20 protein-coding genes are annotated in these 23170 nt (G+C 66.5%); 5 read left to right on the forward strand and 15 right to left on the reverse strand.

The annotated features are described in order from the left end of the window. Window positions 1-127 precede the first annotated feature (127 nt). From ACYQ4T_RS00140 to ACYQ4T_RS00165, 6 genes are all read right to left on the reverse strand, one after another. Window positions 128-3601 (reverse strand): beta strand repeat-containing protein, encoded by a 3474-nt coding sequence (locus tag ACYQ4T_RS00140; protein ID WP_459849726.1) that lies wholly within the window; start codon window positions 3599-3601, stop codon window positions 128-130. A 262-nt stretch (window positions 3602-3863) separates the two neighbouring features. Next, entirely contained in the window at window positions 3864-4991 is a 1128-nt protein-coding gene (locus ACYQ4T_RS00145; RefSeq protein ID WP_459849728.1) for an aminotransferase, read from the reverse strand. Between the two features lie 70 nt (window positions 4992-5061). Then, window positions 5062-6381 (reverse strand): caspase family protein, encoded by a 1320-nt coding sequence (locus ACYQ4T_RS00150; protein WP_459849731.1) that lies wholly within the window; start codon window positions 6379-6381, stop codon window positions 5062-5064. 229 nt (window positions 6382-6610) lie between these two features. After that, complete coding sequence (locus ACYQ4T_RS00155) at window positions 6611-6907, reverse strand: antibiotic biosynthesis monooxygenase family protein (RefSeq protein WP_459849733.1); 297 nt, start codon at window positions 6905-6907, stop codon at window positions 6611-6613. Further along, on the reverse strand, window positions 6907-7404 hold the full coding sequence (locus tag ACYQ4T_RS00160; protein ID WP_459849735.1) for a PAS domain-containing protein: 498 nt from the start codon (window positions 7402-7404) through the stop codon (window positions 6907-6909). Before ACYQ4T_RS00160 ends, ACYQ4T_RS00155 begins: the two co-directional genes overlap by 1 nt. Before the next feature lie 93 nt (window positions 7405-7497). Next, window positions 7498-8370 (reverse strand): hypothetical protein, encoded by an 873-nt coding sequence (locus tag ACYQ4T_RS00165; protein ID WP_459849736.1) that lies wholly within the window; start codon window positions 8368-8370, stop codon window positions 7498-7500. A 190-nt stretch (window positions 8371-8560) separates the two neighbouring features. On the opposite strand from ACYQ4T_RS00165, the gene ACYQ4T_RS00170 reads away from it, so the two are divergent. The 5 genes from ACYQ4T_RS00170 to ACYQ4T_RS00190 all read left to right on the forward strand — a co-directional run bounded on the left by ACYQ4T_RS00170 (window position 8561) and on the right by ACYQ4T_RS00190 (window position 11998). Next, window positions 8561-9748, forward strand: coding sequence for an acetyl-CoA C-acetyltransferase (locus tag ACYQ4T_RS00170; protein WP_459849738.1), 1188 nt, complete (start codon window positions 8561-8563; stop codon window positions 9746-9748). A gap of 146 nt (window positions 9749-9894) precedes the next feature. Beyond that, entirely contained in the window at window positions 9895-10617 is a 723-nt protein-coding gene (phbB, locus tag ACYQ4T_RS00175) for an acetoacetyl-CoA reductase (protein ID WP_459849740.1), read from the forward strand. Between the two features lie 13 nt (window positions 10618-10630). Beyond that, window positions 10631-10945 carry a hypothetical protein gene (locus ACYQ4T_RS00180; protein WP_459849742.1) on the forward strand — a complete coding sequence of 105 codons (315 nt, stop codon included), beginning with the start codon at window positions 10631-10633 and terminating at the stop codon, window positions 10943-10945. A gap of 50 nt (window positions 10946-10995) precedes the next feature. Beyond that, window positions 10996-11406, forward strand: coding sequence for a carboxymuconolactone decarboxylase family protein (locus ACYQ4T_RS00185; protein WP_459852003.1), 411 nt, complete (start codon window positions 10996-10998; stop codon window positions 11404-11406). An 82-nt stretch (window positions 11407-11488) separates the two neighbouring features. Beyond that, on the forward strand, window positions 11489-11998 hold the full coding sequence (locus ACYQ4T_RS00190) for a hypothetical protein (protein WP_459849743.1): 510 nt from the start codon (window positions 11489-11491) through the stop codon (window positions 11996-11998). A gap of 6 nt (window positions 11999-12004) precedes the next feature. On the opposite strand, the gene ACYQ4T_RS00195 is transcribed toward ACYQ4T_RS00190, so the two are convergent. The 9 genes from ACYQ4T_RS00195 to ACYQ4T_RS00235 all read right to left on the reverse strand — a co-directional run bounded on the left by ACYQ4T_RS00195 (window position 12005) and on the right by ACYQ4T_RS00235 (window position 23025). Then, window positions 12005-12823, reverse strand: coding sequence for an ABC transporter permease (locus tag ACYQ4T_RS00195; RefSeq protein ID WP_459849745.1), 819 nt, complete (start codon window positions 12821-12823; stop codon window positions 12005-12007). Beyond that, window positions 12813-13757 (reverse strand): ABC transporter permease, encoded by a 945-nt coding sequence (locus ACYQ4T_RS00200; protein ID WP_459849747.1) that lies wholly within the window; start codon window positions 13755-13757, stop codon window positions 12813-12815. Before ACYQ4T_RS00200 ends, ACYQ4T_RS00195 begins: the two co-directional genes overlap by 11 nt. 71 nt (window positions 13758-13828) lie before the next feature. Next, on the reverse strand, window positions 13829-14734 hold the full coding sequence (locus ACYQ4T_RS00205) for a sulfotransferase domain-containing protein (RefSeq protein WP_459849749.1): 906 nt from the start codon (window positions 14732-14734) through the stop codon (window positions 13829-13831). Window positions 14735-14890: 156 nt separating this feature from the next. Next, window positions 14891-17314: a bifunctional diguanylate cyclase/phosphodiesterase gene (locus ACYQ4T_RS00210; protein ID WP_459849751.1), complete on the reverse strand. Its 2424-nt coding sequence runs from the start codon at window positions 17312-17314 to the stop codon at window positions 14891-14893. Between the two features lie 213 nt (window positions 17315-17527). Continuing rightward, window positions 17528-18556, reverse strand: coding sequence for an ABC transporter ATP-binding protein (locus ACYQ4T_RS00215; RefSeq protein ID WP_459849753.1), 1029 nt, complete (start codon window positions 18554-18556; stop codon window positions 17528-17530). A gap of 78 nt (window positions 18557-18634) precedes the next feature. Next, window positions 18635-19816, reverse strand: a complete 1182-nt coding sequence (locus ACYQ4T_RS00220; RefSeq protein ID WP_459849755.1) for an ABC transporter substrate-binding protein — start codon at window positions 19814-19816, stop codon at window positions 18635-18637. Window positions 19817-19997: 181 nt separating this feature from the next. Continuing rightward, window positions 19998-21083: a CobW family GTP-binding protein gene (locus ACYQ4T_RS00225; protein WP_459849757.1), complete on the reverse strand. Its 1086-nt coding sequence runs from the start codon at window positions 21081-21083 to the stop codon at window positions 19998-20000. Beyond that, a complete protein-coding gene (locus ACYQ4T_RS00230; protein ID WP_459849759.1) occupies window positions 21080-22183 on the reverse strand; it encodes a COX15/CtaA family protein in 1104 nt (367 codons plus the stop codon). The genes ACYQ4T_RS00225 and ACYQ4T_RS00230 overlap by 4 nt, the downstream gene beginning before the upstream one ends. A gap of 71 nt (window positions 22184-22254) precedes the next feature. Continuing rightward, window positions 22255-23025, reverse strand: a complete 771-nt coding sequence (locus ACYQ4T_RS00235) for a class II aldolase/adducin family protein (protein ID WP_459849760.1) — start codon at window positions 23023-23025, stop codon at window positions 22255-22257. Window positions 23026-23170 lie beyond the last annotated feature (145 nt).

Raw genomic sequence — 23170 nt, forward strand, 5'->3', positions numbered from 1 at the left:
TGCCGGTGCTGCGGACGAAGGCCGCGTCCTTGCATTGACCCAGCATGGACGGAAGGTGGCATCGCCCTCGCCGAGCGGATGAACGGCTGCAGGGGCCGAAGCGCATCACGCTCCGGCCCCTTCACCGTCAGCCGTTCACCACCACTTCCTGCCCGACCGTGATCGGGCTGCTGGTGTGCAGGGTGGCGACGACGTGCTCGAAGCCGTTGGCCGCATTGCCGTCGGCATCGACCCCAACGATGACGTTGCCGAAGCCGTCGTCGGTCAGAGAGACCTTGCCCTCGCGGTCGCCGGCGGCGATGCCGAGGCTGTCGAACAGCTGCGTGAGATCCAGCCGGTCCTCGCCGGTGAAGCCCTCGATCAGGTCATGGCCGTCGAGCATGCCGGTGACGACGAAGGTGTCGGCGCCGTCGCCGCCGCCCATAACGTCGTCGCCGATCCCGCCGGTGATGACGTCGTCGCCCTGGCCGCCGTCGATCGTGTCGGCGCCTTCGCCGCCTTTGAGGATGTCATGGCCGTCGCCGCCGAAGATCAGGTCGCCGTCCTGGGTGCCGGTGATCGCGTCGTTGCCGGCGCCGCCGTCCAGGGTCATGTGCGGGTTGCCGGACTGCACGCCGGAGGCGTCGATCACGTCGTTGCCCTCGCCGCCGTTGACCCGGATCTCGTCGTCCAGCTCGCCGTGGCTGACGGTGACCTGGGCGGGGAGACCGGTCATGGTCACCACGCCGTTGGCCGAGGCGATGGTCATGTGATCGTTGCCGGCGGTGCCGTCCACGGTCACGGTGTCGAGCGCGCCGTCGCCGTCGCCGGTGAAGGCCGAGAGGTCGATCGCGACCTGCTTCACCGCCGTGCCGCTCAGGTCGTGGACATGGATGTTGTCCGCGCCGCCGAGCGCCCGGAACTCGATCCGCTCCATGCTGTTGAGATGCATGTCGATGGCGGCGACATTGCGCGTCAGCTCGGCATGGCTGCCGTCGGCCAGGATGTTGATCTCCTCGCCGATGTTGCTGCCGTTGAAGCGCAGCGTGTCGAAGCCGGCCTGGCCGTCCACCGAGTCGCTGCCGTCGCCCGGATCCCAATTGAAGACGTCGTTGCCGGCGCCCATCAGGGCGACGTCGTTGCCCTGGTTGCCGTCGATCACGTCGTCGCCGGATCCGCTGAAGATGGTGTCGGCGCCGTTGCCGCCGGTGAAGTGCAGCGAGGTGGCGAGGCCGCTCGCCATGATCACCTGGCCCGGCACGTTGCCGAAGCTGCTGATGACGTTCAGCACGTCCGACGAGTCGACGTTGTCGAGGGTGATGGTCTGGAAGGTGTTCTGGTTGGTGATGAGGATCTGGTTGCACTTGCTCTCGATCAGCATCACTTCGCCGACGCCGTTCTGGACGGTGACGGTCTCCCCCGGCGATCCGGCGCCGAGATCGACCATCACCTTGTCGATGGCCGTGCTGCTGAGATCGCCGATCAGGATGCTGTCCTTGCCGGCCCCGCCCATGACCTTGACCTGCTCCATGCCGGAGACATCGAGCGTGGAACCGTCGCTGCCCGTGACCGTGAGCTTGCCGCCGACACTGGCGAAGACCTGGATCTGGTCATCGCCGCCGCTGCCGTTCAGGGTGAGGCTGTCGAACCCGGCCCCGCCGTCGATGACGTCCTTGCCGCCGCCGATCGACCAGGTGACCGTGTCATTGCCCTCACCGCCGAGCAGGGTATCCGCGCCGGCGCCGCCGAAGATCAGGTCGTTGCCGGCGCCGCCGTCCAGGGTCAGCGCCATGGCGCCGTCCTTCAGCGCCGAGGCATCCAGCGTGTCGTTGCCGTCGAGCGCCCTCACGACCAGGACGTCGCTTGCCTCGGCATTGGCGATGGTGATGGTCTCGGCTGCGCTGGCGACGGTGATCAGGCCGTCGGTACCCTGGGTCAGCTTGATCACGTCCTTGGCGTTGCTGAAATCGACGCTCACCGTGTCGACCGCGCCGTCGCCGCCGCCGGTCGAGCCGCCGAGATCGAGCGCCAGTTGCTTCACCCCGGTGCCGGTCAAATCGCCGATGGTGATCACGTCGGCACCGCCCAGCGCCCTGAACTCGATCCGCTCCATGGCTTCGAGGTCCATCGCGATGCTGGCGACATTGCGGGTGAACTGGACATGGCTGCCGTCGGCGGCGATGCCGATCTGCTCGGCGATGTTGGCGCCGTTGAACGCCAGGGTGTCGAAGCCGGCCTGGCCGTTGACCTTGTCGCTGCCGTCGCCGGGGTTCCAGACGAAGCGGTCGTTGCCGGCGCCCAGCAGCACGGTGTCGCTGCCCTGGCCGCCGTTGACGAGGTCGTTGCCGGCGCTGCCGGTGATCGTGTCGTTGCCCGCGCCGCCGTTCAAAGTCAACTGCAACCGGTTGGCCGCGAGCTGGCTGGCGTCGATGACGTCGTCGCCTTGGTTCGCATTGATGGTGAGGAAGTCGTCCTTGCCGGCATGGCTGACGCTGATCTCCGCCGCCAGCCCGCTGACCAGGATGTTGCCGCCGGCGGAAGCGAGCTTGATCGCATCGGCGCCGATCGTGCCGCTGATGCCGAGCTGGTCCGCGTCGCTGTCGCTGCCGAGATCGACGGCGACGGCGCTGAGCCCGGTTCCGGTCAAGTCACCGATCACGATGTTGTCAGCGCCGGCCGCGGTGCGCAGCTCCAGCTTCTCGACCTCGTTCATGTCGAGCGTCACGCTGTCGAGACTGTCGGTCAGCCCGATCCGCCCGCCGTTGGCGAAGACCTGGATGGTTTCGCCGGCATCCGCGCCGTTGAAGCGGACGGTATCGGTGCCGCTCTCGCCTTCGATCGTGTCGTTGCCGTCGCCGCTGTTCCAGGTGAACTTGTCGTCGCCGCCGCCGAGGAAGGCCACGTCGTTGCCATGGCCGCCGGTCACCGTGTCGTTGCCTTCGCCGCCGCGTAGCACGTCGTCGCCCTCGCCGCCGCGGAGGACGTCGTTGCCGCTGCCGCCGTCGAGGACCAGCTTCAGCGCCGCCGCCGGCAGGCCGCTGGCATCCAGCGTGTCGTTGCCGTCGAGGCCGCTCACCACCAGCGTGTCGCCGGCTTCGGCATTGGCCAGCGTCACGGTCGCGCGCAAGCCGGTCACCGAGACCTCGCTGCCCGATGCCGCGACGTGCACGCTGTTGTGGACAGCGCCGCCATTGACCGCCACGACATCGGCCGCGCCGTCGCCGCCGCCGGCAAAGCCGCCGAGGTCGATCGCGACCTGCCGCAGCGCGCTGCCGGTCATGTCGCCCACCCAGATCGTGTCGGCGCCGCCCAGAGTGCGGAGCTCCATGCGCTCGACGCTTTCGGTGTCCATGGTGATCGCCGCGACGTTGCGGGTGAGGACGGCATGGCTGCCCTCGGCCCGGATCTCCATGAGCTCGGCGATGTTGGCGCCGTTGAAGGCGAGGGTGTCGAAGCCGGACTGGCCGTTGACGATGTCGCTGCCGTCGCCGGGATTCCAGACGAAGCGGTCATCGCCGCGGCCCATCAGCGCGATGTCGTTGCCGCGGCCGCCGGTGATGATGTCGTCATCCCTGGTGCCGGTGAGGGTCTCGGGATCGTTGGTGCCGTTGATGATCGCCATGTTTCGCTGTCCTTCACAGTGGAGCGGGGTTCGCTTCGAGGCCGACAGCAGGCGCAGGCCGCGCGTGATCCGCCTGTAACGCCCGTCACAGGACGCGATACTTACGCGGCGAGAGAAGGTGAGTATGTCCTTATGGTGTCCGCAGGAGGCGACTTGCGCCACGCAACGTGTGACGCTCCACGCGCCGAGCAGGGCGAATGCGCCATGCCGGCGATGCGGATCGGCAGCGGAAGCGCCGAATCGCGACTTCCGGAAGATCGCGCTAGCGGTTGCCCTTGCGGGCCAGGAAGCGGGACATCCGGGCCAGCCCCTGCTCCAGCACCTCGGTGCCGCAGGCATAGCCCATCCGCACCGTGCCTTCGAGGTCGAAGGCGCTGCCGGGGCAGAGCATGACGCCTTCCTCTTCCAGCAGCCGGAGGCAGAAGTCGCGCGACGACATCGGCAGGTCGTAGGTGAGCAGCGCCGTGGTGCCGGATTTCGGCTTCACCCAGGCCATCCGCTTCTCGCCCGCCATCCACTTCGAGAGGATGGCGAGGTTGTCGCGGGTGATGCGATGGGCGCGGGCGAGGATCTTGTCGCGGTGCTCCAGCGCCAGCGCCGCCAGATGATCGTCGATGCGGCCGACGCTGATCGTGTTGTAGTCGCGGTGGATCATCGCCGCCTCCAGCACTTCGCGCGGCGCCACGATCCAGCCCAGGCGCAGGCCGGCCAGCGAATAGGCCTTGGACATGCCGGCGGTGCTGATGCCCTTCTCGTAGAGATCGGCCATCGAGGCGCTGTAGCCGTCGCCCACTTGATCGGTGCCGCGGTAGACCTCGTCGCAGAGGATCCAGGCGCCGACTTGGCGCGCCAGGCCGGCGACCGCTTCCAGCATCGCCCGGTCCATCAGCGCGCCGGTCGGGTTGTTGGGATTGTTGATGGCGATCAGCTTGGTGGTCGGCCGCAGCATCGCCTTCAATGCCGCGGGGTCGGGCAGGTAGCCCTGCTCAGGCTTGAGATGCAAGAGCTCGACCTCGGCGCCGAGGCTTTCCGGGATCGAGTAATGCTGCTGGTAGGTCGGCACCACGGCGATCACATGGTCGCCGCGGCTGACCAGCGCCTGGTGCACCAGGGCGTTGGCCCCGATCGTGCCGTGGCAGACCAGGACATTGTCGCGCGCCTGCTTCGCGTAGAGCGAGGCGATGGCGTCGCGCAGCCGCGGGCTGCCTTCGATGTCGCCATAGCCGAGCCGCATCGGCAGCAGTTCGTCGAGCAGGCTCTGGCGCTTCCCCGCCATGTCGAGCAGTTCGCCGAGCGTGATGGAATCGACGCAGGTCTCGGCCAGATTGAGTTCGCACCGGGTCTCGAACTCGTTCATCCACATCTCGACGCCGAACGGCTTGATCTCCACGGACGCACCCCTGCTGGACCCTTGCGGTCCAGCCTGTCTAGCCGAAGAGCCGTGCGGTGGCGATGCCGATTTATCGGCTGGCGCGGACCGGGTTCTGCGTGTTCTGGCCGGTGGCGGACGCCGCTTCCAGCCAGTTCAGGGCGTTATCGACCAGGCCGATGCCGATGCCGGCGCTCTTGCCCGCGGCAGGTTGCGCCGCCTGTTGCGCGGCGGCGGCCGGCATGCGCTGGGCCGGCACCGGCCGGGCGGTGCGGTAATTGCTGACTGCGTCGGCATGGACGTAGGCAGTGGTGCCCGCGCGCGTCGCGACCTGCCACCAGGCGCCGTCCTTGGAACGGGCGACCGCGCGGAGCTCGGCATTGGCCGGCAGCTTGGCGAGGATCGCCGCGTCCTTGCTCGGCTCGGCGCGCAGGCGCGAGCCTGGCTTGGCGAACAGGCTGCGGGTCTGCGTCACGAAATCCGGGGCGGCGGCGGCCTCGGCCTGGCGCAGCACTGCCGGCGCGGCGGGTTCGGGATGCGCGGCTGCAACCTCGACCGGCGCCGGTTCCGCCGCCGCAACGAGATCATCCTTGGCCCGATCGCCGGCCGGCGGAATGAAATAGAAGGACTTCACCAGCGAGGAGGAATCCCAGGGCGTCTGCCGCTCGTCGGTGGCGGCGAGCACCCGCTCGCGCACACGCTGGAACACTTCCGCCAGATCGAGGCCGGGGAGCTCCATCGAGGCCGCGAGCGCCTCGGCGAAGGGGCTGTGGTCGCCGTCGCCATCGACCGCGACCTCGCCCGGCGCCGTCGAATAGCTGATGAAGGTGCCCTTGGGCTTGCTGCGGATCTCGGCAAAGCCCTGCGAGGGCGCCACCGAGCGGAAGTCTCGGGCCAGCGGGTTGTTGCGGCAGGCATCCAGGATCACGATGTTCACCCGGCTGCCGCCATAGGCCATCTGCTTCAAGACCAGGTCGGCGGAGACGCCGTTGATCTCGACATCGACCTCGCGCGAGATGTCCGCATCGGTCGGCACCAGGAAATTCTGGCCGTCGAGCTGCAGCCCGTGGCCGGCATAGTAGAACAGCCCGACCGCGTTGGGCCCGGCCTCGGCCAGGCGGTCGCCGAATGCGACGATCGCGCGCTGCATCGGCTTCTGCGCGGCATTGGTGACCAGGATGACCTCAAAGCCCAGCTTCTCGAGCGTGCTGCCGATCAGCGCGGCATCCTTGGCCGGATTGGCGAGCTTGATCGCGTCGGCATAGTCCGCATTGCCGATGACCAGGGCGATGCGCGGCTCACGCGGGACGAAAGGCGGCGGCGGTGCCGGCCTGGCCGCGGCCGGATCGGCGGCGGCCAGGAACAGCAGCCCGGCGAAGACAATGGAAGCGAAGCGCGCGATGGTGTGCATGACCGACCCCAAAATCTGATGGGATCAGGATTCCGAAATGCATTCGCCTTGACCACTTCGGGTATTCGAGAAGAACTCGACTAGAATTTTATCGATCGCTGATCGCGGGTCCGTCGCGGGGCGTATTTAATTGAAATCGCACGCGGATTTCATTCCGCTCCGAGCTGGTTCTTGCATTTCGGACCTGCCCCAACTCCCGATTCAACCGACCGCTTCACGCGCGTGTGAGTCAGGCGAAGATGCTTTGATCGAAGTGCTCGACCCGGGGGAAGGGATCATAGAAGTGGTGCAGCAGCGCGCGCCATTTCTCATAGCGCGCCGACTGGCGGAAGCCGACCGTGTGATCCTCCAATCTCTCCCACTCGACCAGCAGCAGATAGCGGTTCGGCGTTTCGATCGAGCGCCGCACCGCGATCGACCGGAATCCGGGCGTCGCCGCGATCAGCGGCCGCGCTTCCCGCATCGCGGCTTCGAAGGCCGCTTCCTCGCCGGGCTTCACCTCGAGCAACGCGGATTCCAGGATCATCAGATCACCACCTTGCCCGGCTCCGGGGCGAGGTCGCCGGGGATGACGGCAACCATCAGCTGCTCGACCCGGCCGTCGCGTCCCAGCGGCAGGATCAGGGTCTCCTCGTCGAAGCTCTTGGTGTCGAAGGCGCCGTGCTTGCGATAGGCGTAGGGGCGCTGCCGGTCGACCACGCGGTCGTAGCTGGCGGCGACGAAGTCGATGTAGTCAGGCAGCCCGAGCTCGTCGAGATACCGGCCGGTATAGTCCATACCGGAGAGCATGGCGAGGATCGAGCCGTCGAGCTTGAACCGGTAGCGCCGCGGCGTCGGCTCCACCTCGACCAGAGTCACATAGCCGAGGATGAAGCGGAAATCGAGCGGATCGACTGCGCTGCGTGCCGGCATTACGCCCTCCCCGCAGCGGCCGCGCCAATAGTCGTGAAGCCGTTTCAGGCGCGGATCGTGCAAGTCATCCAGGCAGTCGGCAGGCAGGATCGCATCGGTCACCGGCCGCATTCTCCTCGGCGCTGGGATCGGCTCGGTCGCCGGGGATCGATCGGCGGCGGGACCGTCCTGCCCATCACTCCGGTCCCGGCTGGCATTGTCAAGTCATGCCATCGGCCGCGGCGACGCGAGCGGTGCGGCGGCGAGTGCCGCCAGCGTCGCCAGCCAGATCTGGGTCAGCAGCGCAAAGAGGCGCGTGAGGTGATAGGCCGGGCCTATCCAGTCCTTGCCATAGATCAGCGCGGCGCCGTTGCGCGACCAGATGCAGAATGCCCAGCTCAGGAACAGCAGCGCGATGAAGCCGAGGCAAAGGCGCGGCCCGGTACCTCCGCCCGTGAGCCGCGGCACCTCCGCCAAGCTTCCATCCCAGCCGGCGGCGGTGAGGGCGGTCAAGGGCGCGAAGCGCACATAGACATAGAGCGCACCGACCAGCCCGAGGATGATCGTCAGCGGTGCCCGGGCCCGCGGCAGGCCGTCCGCGTCGATCACGGGAAACCGGTTGAGCCACAGGTTCTGCGTATAGAGCGCATTCGACAGGGCGAACAGGACGAAGCCGACCACCGCCCAGGCTCCGAAGACGACGAGATATTGCGGCATCCGGCGCAGGCTCGCCTTCAGCCAGGCATCTACCGGTTCCCGGAAGCCGGTCGCGACCGCGCGCTGCCAGGCGCAGAGCCAGAAGGCCAGGGTCAATAGGCTGAGCGCCCAGATGAGGCCGTCGGTCGCCGTCATCCATTGCGTGACCTGATCGAAGTTCCGCAAGGCGGGCACGGTCATGGTGACCAGGCTCAGCGGCTCGATGAGGTGGGCGTAAAACCCCCCATGCAGCAGATAGCCGCCGGCGTAGAGAATGAGGAAGGGCAGGCCGGCAAGGCCGCAGCGCCCGGCGCGGCGGACGGGCAGGGTCACGGCCTGCAGCGTCCAGTGCGCGATGTGCGGCGACGGCTTGGTCGCGGGTGGTGCCGCTATGTCCGTCATGGATGATCCCCCGAAACGCAAACCATCGCCGCATTGATGCGCCCAAAGGTGGAGATTTTATGACCATCTCGACTGTCTCGCGACGGTTTGCCGCTTGCGGCAGGACCGGATTCTTTTTAGGGTCGATTCCAAGGCCTAGAAGTTTCAATTATAGGCCGCTTTCCACCAGCCCCCCGAGGAGTAAAGCGCCATGGCCCAGAATGGACAGGACGTCGTCATCACTTCCGCCGCGCGGACCGCGGTCGGCGCCTTTGCCGGGGCCTTGTCCAAGCTGCCGGCCCACGAGCTCGGCAAGGCGGCGATCGTCGAGGTGCTGAAGCGCGCGAAGATCGCCCCGGGCGAGGTCTCGGAAGTGATCCTCGGCCAGATCCTCGCCGCCGGCGAGGGCCAGAACCCGGCCCGCCAGGCGGCGATCGGCGCCGGCATTCCCTTCGAGAAGACGGCCTACGGCATCAACCAGCTCTGCGGCTCGGGGCTTCGCGCGGTGGCCTTGGGCTTCCAGGCGATCCGCAACGGCGATTCCGAGATCGTGGTCGCCGGCGGCCAGGAAAGCATGAGCATGGCGCCGCACTGCATGCACTTGCGCAACGGCACCAAGATGGGCAATGCCCAGATGATCGACACCATGATCACCGACGGGCTCTGGGATGCCTTCAACGGCTATCACATGGGCAACACCGCCGAGAACGTTGCGAAGGCGTTCCAGATCACCCGTGAGCAGCAGGACCAGTTCGCGGCGGCCTCGCAGCAGAAGGCGGAGGCGGCGCAGAAGGCCGGCAAGTTCAAGGACGAGATCGTTCCGATCGTGGTCAAGGACCGCAAGGGCGACATCACCATCGACAGCGACGAATACCCGAAGCACGGCACCACGGTCGACACTTTGGCCAAACTGCGCCCGGCCTTCCTGAAGGAGGGCGGCACGGTGACCGCGGGCAACGCCTCGGGCATCAACGACGGCGCCGCGGCGGTGACCCTGATGTCGGCGGAGCTGGCGGCCAAGCGCGGATTGACGCCGCTGGCCCGCATCGCCTCCTGGGCGACCGCCGGTGTCGATCCGGCGATCATGGGCACCGGCCCGATCCCGGCCTCGCGCCTCGCCTTGCAGAAGGCCGGCTGGAAGATCGACGACCTCGACCTCGTGGAGGCCAACGAGGCCTTCGCGGCCCAGGCCTGTGCGGTCAACAAGGACATGGCCTGGGATCCGGCCAAGGTGAACGTCAACGGGGGCGCCATCGCCATCGGTCACCCGATCGGCGCCTCGGGCGCCCGGGTGCTCGTGACCCTGCTGCACGAGATGCAGAAGCGGAACGCGAAGAAAGGCCTCGCCACGCTCTGCATCGGCGGCGGCATGGGCATCGCGCTGACCGTGGAGCGCTGACACAACACGCGGCCCACACTCGGTTGTCACGAATGTCCGCATTCGCGGACGGTGCCCGGGGACCTCTGAGTTTGGAGCGGCGGAAAGAAACTCAGGGATGGCCGGGCCAAGCCCGGCCATGACGAACAGGAAACAGGGGAGGAAACATGGCACGGGTGGCAGTGGTGACCGGGGGAACCCGCGGCATCGGTGAGGCGATCTCGGTCGCGCTGAAGAACGCCGGCTACAAGGTCGCGGCGACCTATGCCGGCAACGACGCGGCCGCCAAGGCCTTTCACGACAAGACCGGAATCGACGTCTTCAAATTCGACGTCGCCGACTTCAAGTCCTGCGAGAAGGGTGTCGGCGAGATCACCGCGAAGCTCGGCCCGATCGATGTCCTGGTGAACAATGCCGGCATCACCCGCGATGGGACGATCGTGAAGATGACGCCCGAGCAGTGGGAGCAGGTCATCCACACCAACCTCACCTCGTGCTTCAACATGTGCCGGCTGGTGATCGAATCCATGCGCGCCCGCGGCTTCGGTCGGATCGTCAACATCGGCTCGATCAACGGCCAGGCCGGGCAATACGGTCAGGTGAACTATGCCGCGGCCAAGTCCGGCATCCACGGCTTCACCAAGGCGCTGGCGCAGGAAGGCGCCGCCAAGGGCATCACCGTCAACGCCATCGCGCCCGGCTATATCAATACCGACATGGTGCGCGCGGTGCCGCAACCGGTGCTCGAGAAGATTGTTGCCAAGATACCGGTCGGCCGCCTCGGCGAGGCCTCGGAGATCGCGCGCGGCGTCCTGTTCCTGGTCGCCGACGACGCGGGCTTCGTGACGGGCTCGACGCTCTCGATCAATGGCGGCCAGCACATGTATTGAGCGGGAGTTTGCGATGGCCGATACCGTGATGGCGACCTTCCAGGTGAAGGCGGGCATGGTGGATCGGCTCTCGCTCCTCCTCGACAAGCACTACGCCACCATCACGCGGCTCGGCTTCGGCGGCGGGCCGAAACCGGTGCGCGTCGTGCTGGAGCAACCGACAGGGCCCGTGCTCTACGAGATCTTCGACTGGATGGACGGCGCCATCCCGAAGGCGGCCGAGAATCTCGAGGTCAAGGCGCATTGGGGCGAGATTGAGGCCTGCTGCGAGGCCCGCGGCGGCAAACCGGCGCTCGACTTCCCGCATGTGAAGCGCCTCTCCGCCTGACACGCATTCAAGCGACCCGCACAAACCAAGGAGTATTTCCCGTGGCCCTGATGCCGTTCATCGAGGAAGCTGATGCCTCGCCGGAAGTAAAAGCCGTCTACGAGGACATCAAGGCGACCCGCAAGGTCGACTGGATCAACAATTTCTGGAAAGTGCTGGCCAACGATCCGGCGACCTTGAAGCGGACCTGGGAAGACCTGAAGCAGATCATGGGCCCGGGCAGGCTCGACCCGGTCGTGAAGGAGATGCTCTATCTCGCCGTCAGCATGACCAACTCCTGCGACTACTGCATCGTCAGCCACACCGCGGCGGCGCGCAAGGCCGGCATGGACGACGCGATGCTGGCCGAGCTGGTCTCGATTGTCGGCATGGCCAACGCCACCAACCGCATGGTCGCCGCCTATCGCACCGAGCCCGACGAGCGCCTGGTCAAGGCCGCGGCCGGCGGGAAGAAGAATTAGGCTGGTAGCCCCCAGGATTTGTTTCTTCGTCCTTTGTTAACCGATCGGACCCAGACTAACGGTCCGAAAGGTGAGACGCGCGATGGCGAAGAAGGAAACCGAGAAGGCCCCCGATAAGGGCGACGAGACGGAGGCCGAGGCTGAAGAAGCCCTGGTGGCGAGCGAGCTCGACGAGCGCACCCATGCCGAGATGCTGATGCTCTACCACGAGGCGGTGAAGACCAGCCGCTTCGGCAAGGCCCAGCAATGGCGCGCGATGGCGATCGGCGTGGTCTCGATCTTCGCGCTGGGCGTGCTCGGTGCCCATGTCTCCGAGGACGACTTCCTGTTCCGGCTGGTGCAGTTCCTCGCCGTGGTGATCGGACTCGCCGCGGTCTATCTGATCGTCTTCTATCAGTTCTGGCAGAACACCGAGCGCGAGAAGCTGGTGCGCATCATGTCGCGCCTCTCCAATCTCTCGCGCTCCATCCGCGGCATGTCGTCGGGCCGCGAGGCCAGCCTCCGCCGCTTCATGGTGCTGGGGTTCATGATCCTGGTGATCCTCGGCGCCGTCGCGCTGATGATCGCCTACCTGCAGCAGCTGCCGCGCTGACGCCGCCTACTTGCCGCTGCCGGCGGTGTCCTGGGTGTCGCGCGTCAGGTAATAGGCGAGCAGGATCGGGCCGAAGGTGATCACCATGACCATGACCGCCGCGACATTGGTCACCGGGCGGTTATGCGGCCGCGACAGCTCCTTCAGGATGAAGATCGGCAGGGTGTTCTGGTTGCCGGCGGTGAAGGTCGTGACGATGATCTCGTCGAAGGAGAGGGCGAAGGCCAGCATGCCGCCCGCCAGCAAGGCGGTTGCCAGGTTGGGCAGCACCACGTAGCGGAAGGTCTGGAAGCTGTTGGCGCCCAAGTCCATCGAGGCCTCGACCAAGGCCGGCGATGAGCGCCGCAGCCGCGCGATCACGTTGTTGTAGACCACCACGACGCAGAAGGTGGCGTGGCCGAGCACCAGGGTCCAGAAGCTGAACGGCATGTCGGCGAGGTCGAAGGCCGCGCGCAGCGACATGCCGGTCACGATGCCGGGAAGGGCGATCGGCAGCAGGATCAGCAGGGTCACGGTCTCCTTGCCGAAGAAGCGGAACCGGTACATGGCCGCCGCCGCCAGCGTGCCGAGGATGAGCGCGATCGCCATCGAGATGAACGCGACCCGGAGCGACAGGCCGAGCGCGTCCCAGAGATCGTCGCGCGCGAAGGCGACGCCGAACCATTTGGTGGTCAGGTCGGGCGGCGGAAAGCTGTAGGACCGGTCGTCGGTGGTGAAGCAATAGAAGATGATGAACAGGATCGGCACGTTCAGGAACAGGACCCCGAACCAGGCCGCCGCGGTCAGGCCCCAGCCCGGCCTGGTCTTGCCCGTATCAGAGCGCATCGAAGGCTCCCAGGCGTTTGGCGGCGGAAAGATAGAGCGCCATGATGACGATCGGCACCACGGCAAAGGCGGCCGCCAGCGGCAGGTTCGACGCCGTGCCCTGGTACTGATAGACCAGCTGGCCGATGAAGGGCCGCGACGAGCCGACCATGTTCGGGATGATGTAATCGCCGAGGGTCAGCGAGAAGGTGAAGATCGAGCCGGCGGCGACGCCGGGAATCGAGAGCGGCAGGATCACCCGGCGGAAGGTATCGCGCGGATGGGCGCCGAGGTCGCTGGAGGCCTCGATCAGCGAGCGCGGCACGCGTTCCAGCGCCGCCTGGATCGGCAGCACCATATAGGGCAGCCAGATATAGACGAAGACGATGGTGGTGCCGATCATCGAGGTGCCGAGCGAGGCACCGCCGATATCCGGCGTCGCCAGCACCCAGTCGAGCGGGCCCTGCAGGCCGAGATGCGCCAGCAGCCAGGTCACCGCGCCTTCCTTGGCCAGGATCAGCTTCCAGGCATAGACCCGGACCAGGTAGTTCGACCAGAGCGGCAGCATGACCGCGATATAGAACACCGCCTTGGCCCGCGGCCCGGCGTAGCGCGCCATGTAGTAGGCGAGGGGGAAGGCAATCGCGGCGCAGATCAAGGTCACCGTCACCGCCGTCAGGGCGGTCCGGCGAATGACGCTGATGCTGGTGTCGTTGAACAGGCCGGCATAGGTCGCGAGCGTCGGCGAGTAGACCACCTTGCCGGTGAAGTCATCGACCGAGAAGAAGCTCTGCACCAGCAGCGAGAACAGCGAGCCCAGATAGATGATGCCGAGCCAGAGCAGCGGCGGCAGCAGCAGCAGGAGCAGCAGCAGCCGCGGCCGCACGTAGAGCGCGGTGGAAAGGCGGTGCAGCAGCGAAGGCTGCCCGGCGGCAGCGGTCGTGGAGGCAGGCAAGATCAGATCCCCGGAGTTCGGTCCCGCGCTATTGAGCGCGGGCCGGCTCCGGGGGTCAAGCCGTTATCGGCTCAGCTGTTGCGGCCGTCGCCCATCGCCAGCCACCAGGCGCAGTCGGGGCCGAGCTCGGCCAGCGCCTTGGCTTCGTAGGCTTCGACCTCCTCGGCGGAGAGCGCGTCGCGCCAGCGGCCGTTGGTGCCCTTGTTGACGAAGGTCTGGGCGCCGCCCTGCCACAGCACGCCGCCGAGCGGCGCCACCTTCTCGGCATGGGCCTTCATGTAGTCGAAGCTGCAATGATGCACGATCTTCGGGAACGTGGCCTCGTCGATCTCGATGTCCAGGAAGTCGGCGATCCGGCGGATCGCGCCCGGCAGGTCGCGTTTCATGTCGCTGAAATGCATCAGCAGCACGTTGGGCAGATGGCGGATCGCCCACCAGGAGCGGATGTTCTCCCAGAACGGCCAGTAGGGCTCGCCGTCATTCTCGAACCAGCGGGTGAAGAAGGCATGCGGGTCGTTGGCGCCGCGCTCCAGCCGCGGCCCGTGGCGGCCCGGGCAGTCGTTGAAGGCGGCGAAGAAGGCGTCGGTCGCATTGATGTGGTGGTTAAACAGGCTCCAGATCGCATCGCGCCCGTCGCGGCCGATGTAGATGTATTTGGCCTTCGGCGAGAACACCAGGGCATCGACCGGCAGATGGGTCTTCAGCACCCGGCGGTGCTGCTGCAGCTCCAGCCCGTCGATCGCCGCCTTCGGCATGATGCGGAGATCGACCCAGGGCGAGATGGCCGGTACGTCGATACCCTCGGCGCCGTTGAAGATCAGCTGCGCCACGATCTGCTGGGTCCAGGTGGTCCCGGACTTGCCGTAGGTCGCGACGATCACGTCGTCGTCGCGGAACTTGAAACTGTTCCAGACCGTCGAATCCATGTGGTGGTTGTGCATCTCCCGGCGCTTCACGGGCCAAGTGATCGGCGTCATCAAATTCATCGCTGCCCTCGAATTGAGATTTCCGCGTCCCACCACGGCTGGGCGCTTCAATCCCTCTTCTTCGCACTGCGGGCAAGTCTGGATGCAGCGGGGTGAGACGGGCGTCACACGGGCAGGCGCCCGTGGCGGCTTTATCGATAGCGGCGCTCAGTCGACCGTGGCTGCCTGGGTCGCGGAGGCGGCGGAAAGCAGCGTGCCCAGGTCTTCCTTGGCCATCGGCTTGCCGAGCAGGTAGCCCTGCACCAGGTCGCAGTTCTCCTGCTGAAGCAGGTTGAGCTGGGCCGCCGATTCGACTCCCTCGGCGGTCACCTTGATGCGCAGCGACTTGCCGAGCGCGATGACGGCGCGGATGATCGACATCGAATCCGCGTTCTTCTCCATCTGCGAGACGAAGGAGCGGTCGATCTTGATCTTGTCGAACGGGAAGCGCTGCAGGTAACTCAGGCTCGAATAGCCGGTGCCGAAATCGTCCAGCGAGATGCGAACGCCCGCATCCTTGAGCACCATCAGCGTGGCGAGCACGCGGTCCGGATCGTCGATCAGCAGGCTCTCGGTCACTTCGAGCTCGAGCCGTTCCGCCGGGAGACCGGTCTCCTTCAGCACCGCCAGAATCTCCTTCGCGAGATCGGCATGGCGGAACTGGGCCGGCGAGAGGTTGACGGCCACCAGCTTGTCGCTCGGCCAGGTGGCGGCATCGGTGCAGGCGCGGCGCATCACCCAGGCGCCCAAGGGCATGATCAGGCCGCATTCCTCGGCCAGGGGGATGAACTGCACCGGCGAGATCGGGCCGCGTTCGGGATGGGTCCAGCGCAGCAGCGCCTCGAAGCCGACGATCTTGCCGCCGCCGCAATCGGCCAGCGGCTGATAGTGGACGCGAAGCTGCTCTTCCGCCAGCGCCTGCCTCAGGTCGCGCTCCAGCAGCCGGCGCTCCTGCAAGCGCACGTCCATCTCCGCCTCGAAGAAGCGGAAGGTGCCGCGGCCGGCTTCCTTGGCGCGATAGAGCGCGGTGTCGGCGGCGCGCACCAGGTCGTCGCCCTCCTCGCCGTCGCCGGGATGCAGCGCGATGCCGATCGAGGTGCCGATCATGGTCTGCTGGCCGCCGAGATCGAACGGCTTGCCGATCGCCTTCACCATGCGCTCGGCCATGATGCCGGGGCCGTCGGGATGGGCGACGCCGACCTGGATGACCGCGAACTCGTCGCCGCCGAGGCGCGCCGCGGTATCCTCGGTCCGGATGCTGTCGCCGAGGCGCTTGGCCACCTGGCGCAGCAGCTCGTCGCCGGCGGCATGGCCGCCGAGATCGTTCACATGCTTGAAGCGGTCGAGGTCGAGGCAGAGCACCGCGACCGTGGTCCCGTCGCGCTTGCTGCGCGCCAGCACCTGGGTCAGGCGGTCCATGAACATGCGCCGGTTCGGCAGGCCGGTCAGCGCGTCGTGATGCGCCATGTGGCGGATCCGCTCCTCCGCCTCCTTGCGCTCGCGGATGTCGCGCACCGCGAGCACCTGGGTCTCCTGGCCGCTGTCGCCTTCGGTCTGGATCTTGCGGGTCAGGATCTCGGCCGGAATCAGCGTGCCGTCGGCGTGTTTCAGTTCGATCTCGCAGGCCGCCTCGATGCCGTCGGTGATCGACTTGCGTAGCATCGGCCGGCTGGTGTCGGCGACGCAATCCATCACGTCGCGGCCGACCAGCGCCTCCTGCGACACGCCCATGAGTTCGGACATCGAGCGGTTGGTATCGACGATGCGGCCGCCCTGGTGCATCAGGATGCCTTCGAAGGTCGCTTCGGTGAGCTGGCGGAAGCGCCGCTCGCTGGCGGCGATGCGCTCCGCCTCCTTGGCCGAGCGGCTGACCAGGTGCTCGTCGAGGATCGAGCCCGCGAGGCTGAAGCAGAGCACCATCAACGTGACGGCGGTGACCGCGATCGCCAGCGCGATCGGCGAGATCGCCTGTTCCGGCACCGGAACGCTGGGGTCGGGTGTGATCGAGGCGCCGGCCATCGCGGTGAAATGCAGGCCGCAGATGGCCAAGGTCAGCAGGATCGCGGCGGAGAGGCGATGGGTGGTGTCGAACTTCCTGAGCCCGATCACCGCGGCGATCCCGCCGCCGAGGATGCCGATCAGCAGCGAGGCGACGACATAGCTCTGGTCGTAGTGGACGACGCCGGGCACGGTGAGCGCGGCCATGCCGACATAATGCATCGCCCCGATCCCGGCGCCGATGATGGCGCCGCCCAGCAACGGCATGCCGATCCGGCGCATCATCGAGACCGCGAGGCCCAGCCCGGAGATCAGCATCGCGATCACGATCGAGAGCAGCGTGGGGCCGAGCGTGTAGCCGGCCGGCATGTTCGGCTGGAACGCGATCATGGCGATGAAATGCGTCGCCCAGACGCCGCTGCCGGTGGCGAAGGCGCCGGCGCCGATCCACCAGACCCGCGCCTTGGGCCCGGATTCGATCGCGCGGCCGATCAGGCTGAAGGCGGTATAGGCCGCCAGGAAGCAGATGAACCCCGCGACGATCACCAACCGGAGGTCGTGCTGCTGGGTGATGCAGTTATAGACTTGGAGCATTCCGGACGGCTCCTCCGCCGACTCCCCTCGGCCCACGGTGCTGGCGGCCCTCAGATCCACCGAGTCCGAAGGGGTCAAAATCCTTGCCCCTCAACCCGATAGCTGAAATCGCCCCCGATCTAAGCCGCGAACCATTATAGGATGGTTAATCCCGGCGGCCTAGCGGCATCGCTCACACGCGAAGTGGGGTTTTCGAGAAAGGCGGCGGTCGCGTCAGGACTGAAAGCGCATCAGGTGCCGGGCATCCCACCACAGCCGGACGGCATCGCCCTGGGCCGGGGAGAAATGCGCATCGCGATTCTGCAGCAGCACGGTCAGTTCGCCGCCGCCCTCCAGCGCCACCAGGTAGCGGGTGCTCGCGCCGAGATAGAGAATGCCGGAAACCACTCCGGTGACGGTCTGCGCTTCGGCCGGCGCCGCGGTGCCGGCGCTTTCGAGATGGATCTTCTCCGGCCGCACCGATACCGGTGTGGCGGATCCGGTCAGCCGTTCGGCCAGCGCGCCGCCGACCAGGTTGGAAATGCCGACGAAGCCGGCGACGAAGGCGGTCTTCGGATGCTCGTAGAGCTCGGTCGGCGCGGCCATCTGCTCGATCTTGCCGTGGTTGAACACCGCGACCCGGTCGCTCATGGAGAGCGCCTCGCCCTGGTCGTGCGTCACGTAGATGAAGGTGATGCCGACCCGGCGCTGGATGGCTTTCAATTCGACCTGCATCTGCTCGCGGAGCTTCAGGTCGAGGGCACCCAGCGGCTCGTCGAGCAGCAGCACGCTCGGCCGGTTCACCAGCGCGCGCGCCAGCGCCACGCGCTGGCGCTGGCCGCCGGACAGCTGCGACGGCTTGCGTCCGCCGAAACCGGAGAGCGCCACCATCGCCAGCATCTCCTCGGCGCGCTGCACCCGTTCCGCCTTCGGCACTTTGCGGATCATCAACCCGTAGCCGACATTCTCCAGCACCGTCATGTGCGGGAACAGCGCGTAGTCCTGGAACACCGTGTTGACGTCGCGGTCATAGGGCGGGATGCCGGTGACATCCTGGCCGTGGATCGAGACCGTGCCGCTGGTCGGCTGCTCGAAGCCGGCGATCAGCCGCAGGCAGGTGGTCTTGCCGGAGCCGCTGGGCCCCAGCATGGCGAAGAACTCGCCGTCCTTGATCTCGAAGCTGACGTCGTCAACCGCCTTCACCGCGCCGTAGTGGCGCGACACGTTGCGGAACGAGACCGCTACGGATTGACCGTTCGCCATGATCGATTCTCAGCTTCCCCAAAAGAGACGGGCGGGCCCGTTCGTCCCCTGGGCCCGCCCGCGCAACATCATATCAGATCACTGGCCGCTTTGGATTCCATTGAAGGCTTCGGTCCAGGCCTTGTAGTCGACGCAGGTCCGGCCGCCGCCGCAATCCTTGATCGGCGTCTTCCAGAAGTGGAGCTTGTCGAAGAGATCGGCGCCGTTCGCCGCGCAGCCGCCATCGCCCAGCAGTTCCTGGCCCTTGCAGGCCGCCGGTACCGCCGGGACGCTGCCGAACCAGGCCGCGACGTCGGCCTGCGTCTTCGGCTTCAGCGAATGCTCGAGCCAGAGATAGGAACAATTGGGATGCGGCGCGTTGGCCGCCATCATGGTCGTGTCCGACCAGCCGGTGGCGCCTTCCTCCGGGACCGTGCCGGCGACTTTGATCTTCGCGTCCTTGTCGCCCGAGAGCAGGTTCACCTGCAGCGGCCAGGAGGTCGCGGCGACGATGCCCTCGTTCTTGAAGTCGTCCATCTGCGCCGTGTAGTCGGTCCAATACTTGGCGACCAGCTGGCGCTGTCCCTTCAGCAGATCGACGGCGGCCGCGAACTGCTTCTCATCGAGATAGTAGGGATCGGTGATGCCGAGTTCGGGATTGTGCTTCATGAGATAGAGCGCTGCATCGGCGATGTAGATCGGGCCGCCATAGGCCTCGACCCGGCCCTTGTTGGACTTGCCGTCGTCGAGGGTCATCTCCTTGAAGACGACGTCCCAGGATTTCGGCGCTTCCTTGAAGGCCGCGGTGTTGTACATCAGCACATTCGGCCCCCATTGCCAGGAGGTGCCGTAATGCTTGCCGTCGACCGTGTGCCAGGGCGCATTCTGCAGCCGCGGGTCGATGGTCGAATAGCCGGGCAGCAGCGCGGTGTTGATCTCCTGCACCGTGCCGCCGCGAATGAGCCGCATGGTGGCGTCGCCCGAAGCCGTCAGAAGGTCGTAGCCGCCGCCGTTCATCAGCGTGACCATCTCATCCGAGCTGGCGGCGATCTTCACCGTCACCTTGCAGCCGGTTTCCTTCTCGAAATTGGTGACCCAGTCATAGGCCTTGTCGCTTTCGCCGCGCTCGATGTAGCCCGGCCAGGCCACGATCGCGACCTCGCCTTCGCCGGGTCCGACCTTCTGCAGCATATCGGCCCCAGCGGTGTAGGGCTGTGCGAACGCGGCACCCACCGCGATGCCGGCGGCCGTCATCAATGCAAGCCTGGTGAAACGAGACATTTCCCTCTCCCCGTCCAAGTTGTTATGGGCAGCCTCAAGCTGCGCCGGGATAGAAGCCGCCGCGACGTTCTCACTGCGTTCGCGTGCGACGCTTCGGGGCAAACGGTAGCCCGCCGCGCCCGGCTTTGAACAGGGGGTTTTGAAAGCTTCTTTGCCCGGCGCGGGCTTAGCCCGGCCCCACTCAATCCGGCCGGGGCATGAAGAAGCTCTTGAACGAGGTTTCGATGGTTTCGCGGGCGATGTCTCGCGTGATGAACACGATGCGCGAATGCCGGTCGGAATCCGGCCAGGCGGGCAGCGCGATCGGCGGATGGAACAGGTGCTGCACGCCGTGGATCGCAATCGGTGAATCCTCGCCGGCGACGTTCAGGATGCCCTTCAAGCGCAGCAGGTTCTCGCCATGGCCGGTGATCAGCATCTCGATCCATTCGACGAAGACCGACCAGTCCAGCGGCTGGTCCCAGTCCAGCGCGAAGGCCGCGATCCGCGAATCGTGGCGATTGACATCATGCGGGTCCTGGCCGTGACCGTGTCCGTGATCATGGTCGTGCCCATGATGATCGGCTCCGTGATGATCTCCTGAATAGGCCTCGGCCTTCAGCCAGCGCCGCACGTCGAGGCTCTTGGTCTCGGGATTGTAGAGCCCGGCATTCAGGAGCTCCGCGGCATCGATCCGGCCATCCTGGATCGGGCGGATCGGTGCGGCCGGGTTGAGCTTCCTGAGCCGCTCCTGCAAAGCTGCGACTTTAGCACCTTGGGCGAGGTCGCTCTTGGTCAGCAGCAGCCGGTCGGCGACCGCGGCCTGCTTCACCGATTCCATCTGCTTGTCCAGCTGGTCCATGCCGTTGACGGCATCGACCGTGGTGATGACGCCGTCCAGCCGATAGCATTCGGAGACCAGCGGATCCTGCATCAGCGTGTGGAGCACGGGTGCTGGATCGGCGAGCCCGGTGGTCTCGATGACGACGCGCTTGAACTGCGGGATCGCACCCTTGCGCCGGCGCAGGAACAGGCTGCGCAAGGTGTCCACCAGGTCGCCGCGGATGGTGCAGCAGAGGCAGCCGCTCGACAGCACCACCGTGTCGTCGCTGGAGTTCTCCACCAGCAGATGGTCGAGCCCGACCTCGCCGAACTCGTTGATGACGACCGCGGTATCGGCCATGGCCGGCTGCGGCAGCAAATGCTTGAGGAGCGTGGTCTTGCCGGAGCCCAGGAAACCGGTGATGACGGAAACCGGAATCCGCTCTTGTGACGGCGCGTCGCTCATGCTCCGGCTTCCATTCGCTTCAACCCATGCAATGCGTAGAGCGCCGCGCTCAGCAGCAGCACGGCGCCACCCTGATGCGCGACCGCCAGCGGCAGCGGCACGATGAGGATCAGCGTGCTGATGCCGAGTCCGACCTGCAGGATCAACGCCAGCAGCAACAACGCCATGCGGCCGCGGATGAGATCGGGCACATCGCTCCGCCAGGCGCGCCAGACCAGGGCGAGCAGGGTCAGGGTCACCAGAGCCGCGCCGATGCGGTGCAGGAACTGCGCGCCGCCCGGGTTCTCGGTGACATTCGCCCACCAGGGCGAGAGCGCGAAGACGTCGGGCGCCACCAGATCGCCGTTCATCAGCGGGAAGTCGGTATAGACGAGGCCGCCATGCAGCCCGGCCACCAGCCCGCCGAGGGTGAGCTCGATTGCGACCAGGACCAGCAGCAGGATCGCGTGGCGCTTGAGCGGCCGCGCGGTCGCGGGGCCGCCGCCGATCGCCCGCGGCTGCAAAAGATCCAAAGCCGCCCAGAGGATCAGCGCGTAGATGACCAGCGCCATGCCGAGATGCAGCACCAGGCGATACTGGCTGACCGAATCCCGATCCTCGAAGCCGCTTGCCACCATGTACCAGCCGATCCCGCCCTGCAGCGCACCCAGCAGGAAGATCGCGCCCAGCTTCGGCGCCATGTTTGGACGCCCGGGGGCTTTGCGCAAATAGCCTTTCGCCAGGAACCACAGGAACGGCAGGAAGAAGACGACGCCGATCAGCCGGCCCCAGAGCCGGTGGCTCCACTCCCACCAGAAGATGCCCTGGAACTCGGCGAGGCTCATGCCGTGGTTCACGTTCTTGTATTGCGAAATCTCGCGATAGAGCGCGAAAACGCGCTCCCACTCCGCCGTGCTCATCGGTGGCAGGGCGCCCATCAACGGCTTCCATTCCATGATGGAGAGCCCGCTGCCCGAGAGCCGCGTGATGCCGCCCAGGAGCACCATCACGAAGATCATGGCGGCGCAGGCGAGCAGCCAGAGGCCGACGGCGCGGTCATGGCCGTCGCGCGGCGTCGCGTCGGATTGAGCCAGTCTCGGCGAGGTGAAAGCCTGGGTCATTGCGGCAGGAAGATAGCCGGATTCCGCTGGATTGCCACCGGCAAACCCGCGACCAAAAGCCTCGTTGCGGCCTAGCTCTCGAAGCTCGGATCGATGCGGTGGACCTTGCGCAGCAGGGCGCGGAAGATGTTCTCGCTGACGCTGTTCGGGCCGAAATTGTCGGCGTCCTTCTGGCAGCGCTTCCGGACCTCGTCGGAAATGAGGTTGTCCGGGCCGGCCATGGCTTCCGCCGCCAGCTGCACCTCGGCCGCGCGCTGGAAGCGCCACATGTTCCAGAACGCCTCGCCGATCGAGCGCCCGACGGTGAGGACGCCGTGGTTGCGCATGATCAGCACGGTGTTCTTGGTGCCGAGGCTGGCGAGGATGCGCTCCTTCTCGCCTTCGTAGAGCGAGAGGCCCTCGAAGTCGTGATAGCCGATGCGCCCGACGAACTGCGAGGCGTAGATCGAATTGAGATTGAGCCCGTTGGCCTTCATCGAGACCGCCTGTGCCGCGGTCGTGTGTGTGTGGGCGATGCAGATCGCATCCTCGCGCCCGGCATGGACGGCGCTGTGGATCACGAAGCCCGCCGGGTTCACCGGCCAGTCCGAATGTCCCACGACCTTGCCCTGAAGATCGATCTTCACCAGGTTCGAGGCGGTGACCTCGTCATAGGTGAGGCCGTAGGGGTTGATCAGGAAATGATGCTCCGGTCCCGGCACGCGGACCGTGATGTGGTTCATGATCGTCTCGCTCCAGCCGAGATGCTCGAAAATCCGGTAGCAGCCGGCGAGATCGACGCGCAGCTGCCATTCTTCGGCGCTGATCCCGGAGTTCTGGGGCGCGGGGGTCTGGACGTTCATGGGCCTGTCCTCGAACTGAAGTTTCGAGCGATTCCCGCATATCGCCCGCGGGGATGCAACTCGCCAATAGCCCGTCATGCGCGGGCTTGACCCGCGCATCTTTCTCCGCGCTGGCGCCAGATCGCCGGCCCCGTCCGCGAATGCG

The sequence above is a fragment of the Dongia sp. agr-C8 genome, assembly GCF_054658695.1.